The sequence below is a fragment of the Lamprocystis purpurea DSM 4197 genome (assembly GCF_000379525.1).
In the GTDB taxonomy this organism is placed as follows: Bacteria; Pseudomonadota; Gammaproteobacteria; order Chromatiales; family Chromatiaceae; genus Thiodictyon; species Thiodictyon purpureum.
On the sequence record NZ_KB902435.1, the window covers coordinates 1 to 2,260 of the forward strand.

Below are 2,260 nucleotides of genomic sequence, written 5' to 3' on the forward strand. Positions count from 1 at the left end.
CGACCTGTGGCACGTGTTCCGCCTATGTGGCCGGGCGCTGCCAGGAGCGCGACCTGGGGGTGCAGGCGGGTGATCCGGGGTGCGCTCTGTGGTGGGCTGAGGGCGCAGCGGTGGCAGGATGACCGCTGCGCGCCGCCCACCCTCGCGTGTCCACATCATGCGGGATGAAGCTCTTCGCGGATCACCCGCCGCAACGTGTCTTCAAGGGTGCGGCGCTGCATGGCCTCGCGCAGCGTGGCGTTGATCAGCGTCTGATAGCCGCGCTCGCCTGACTGGTGCTTGAACCATGACACCACGTCCGGGTCCAGGGCAATGCTGATCTTGGTTTTTTTACCCGGCGCGGGCTGTAGTCCGACGCGGTGAACGGCACGGGCCAGGTCCTCTTGAGTCACCGGCGGCGCCGTATCCAGGTCGGCATCATCCCACTTGCTGGTCATAGTGGCGTTGCTCATGTTGATCGGTCTTGCGCAGGGAAATGACGTGAATCGTGTCGGATGTTTCCGTGTGTGCGATCACGACCACGGTGACACCCAACAGCCCCAGGGTGATAAATCGGTGTTCGCCATAGGCGAAGCGCCGATCCTCGAAGGTGAACGTGTGCCCGGTGAAGGCCGTTGCCGCAGCGGCCAGGTCCATCCCGTGTTTCTTCCGGTTGGTGGTGCGCTTTGATTCGTCCCAGGTGAAGTTCATGCGGATAACGATATATACAATTATCCATACCGTCAAGCGCGCCTGTGTTGCCTTGACAGCCGCGCCCCGCCCGACCTATGCTCTGCGGGCCGCTGGGGTCCCAGCGGTCGGGATTGGCATCCTGAAGTTCGGGCGGACACACCGCCGAGAGGCGGTTTTTTTATGGATGATGCACGACACCCAGTTTAAGCGGGCCGTGCGGGGAGCCTGCGGGCTCGCCTGATCCTGAACCAGGTATGCCAACCCGTATGGCCCGCCCCTCGATTGGCATTGGGGGGCGGAAAACCACTGTTCAGGTGTCGCATCATGACTACCATCGCCCAAGTCTCGCCCGTTGAAACCCAACTCGTTCCCGTCTTCGTCGCCCAGATCGGCGGCATCACTGCCCACGTCTGCAAGGCGACCGCGTTGCACGCCTTCCTGGAGGTGGCGACCAAGTTTTCCGACTGGATCAAGGACCGGATCGCTAAGTACGAATTTCAAGAAGGCCATGACTTTGCAATTGCTTCCGAAAAATCGGAAGCAAAGCGCGGCGGGCACAACCGCATGGACTATCTGCTCTGCCTCGACATGGCCAAGGAACTGTCGATGGTCGAGAACAACGCCAAGGGCCGCGAGGCGCGGCGCTACTTTATCGCCATGGAGCGCAAGGCACTGGAGTCGGCCGGGCAGGTGGCCCCCGCCGTGCCCCAACCCATCCCCGCCACTATCGACTTCGAGGGCACCACCCTGCGTGTGATCGAGCGCGACGGCGCCCCCTGGCTGGCCGCTTCGACGCTCGCCGCCGCCCTGGGCGAAGGTCTTCACCTGGTGCAGAACACCTTCCACCGCAACCGGGGCCAGTTCGCGGGAATGTCCGCGGTGATCCGTGACGGGCGCACGCCGCAGGTGCGCATCTTCTCGGTGTGGGGTGTCTACCTGCTGTGCCTGCTGATTCACACCCCGCGCGCCGCCCGCCTGCGCGAGTGGACGCGCACGGTGTTGGATACGCTCGGCGCGCTCGGCGGTTCGCGCCTGGACCGCCCGACCCCGGCGCCGACCTTGCTGCCGTCCCCGGTCGACTCGCTGACCACCCCCGCCGTGCGCGCTGCCATCAACCGCAAGGCCCACGCGCTGAGCCTGGCGGCCTTCGAGCACAACCGCGAGATTCTGGAAGCCTGGTTGTGCCGCTGTGGGGATCTCACCGACCCAGCGACAGCGATTGAGCGCATTCATACCCTGGAACTCGATCACGGCAAACATGCCATCGTGGATATCCAGTTGCTGTGTGAGGTAACCCGATTGACCGGAGTCCTGGAGCGGACGGTCGCGCAGCAGCAGCAGGCGATTGCGCGCCTGTCGGCGGTGACCGGCCGGCAGTTTCAGTGACGCCCCCTTGACCCCGGTCGCACGAACGCGGCCCCCACCACGGAGCATCCCGACGTGAGCTTGAAGAAAACCCCCTCCCGCGCGCTGTTGGCCTTGCGCGAATCCTTCCCGCTGGCCTTCCCCGCCGACGATGCCGCGCTGCGCCCGCTGGCGATCGGGATTCGGGAGCCGATCCTGGCCTGGGCCGCCACCCGGCCGGAGG

At 65.1% G+C, this 2,260-nt stretch carries 3 protein-coding genes; 1 reads left to right on the top strand and 2 read right to left on the bottom strand.

Annotated elements, in window-relative coordinates; genetic code table 11:
- Nucleotides 1-155: 155 nt before the first annotated feature.
- Entirely contained in the window at nucleotides 156-452 is a 297-nt protein-coding gene (locus A39O_RS0107810; protein ID WP_157639816.1) for a BrnA antitoxin family protein, read from the bottom strand.
- Nucleotides 418-690, bottom strand: a complete 273-nt coding sequence (locus A39O_RS0107815; RefSeq protein WP_020504127.1) for a BrnT family toxin — start codon at nucleotides 688-690, stop codon at nucleotides 418-420. The genes A39O_RS0107810 and A39O_RS0107815 overlap by 35 nt, the downstream gene beginning before the upstream one ends.
- A 306-nt stretch (nucleotides 691-996) precedes the next feature.
- On the opposite strand from A39O_RS0107815, the gene A39O_RS36370 reads away from it, so the two are divergent.
- The gene (locus tag A39O_RS36370; RefSeq protein ID WP_020504129.1) at nucleotides 997-2,058 is read left to right on the top strand and encodes an antA/AntB antirepressor family protein; all 1,062 of its coding nucleotides are present in this window, start codon (nucleotides 997-999) and stop codon (nucleotides 2,056-2,058) included.
- The last annotated feature ends 202 nt before the right edge of the window (nucleotides 2,059-2,260 follow it).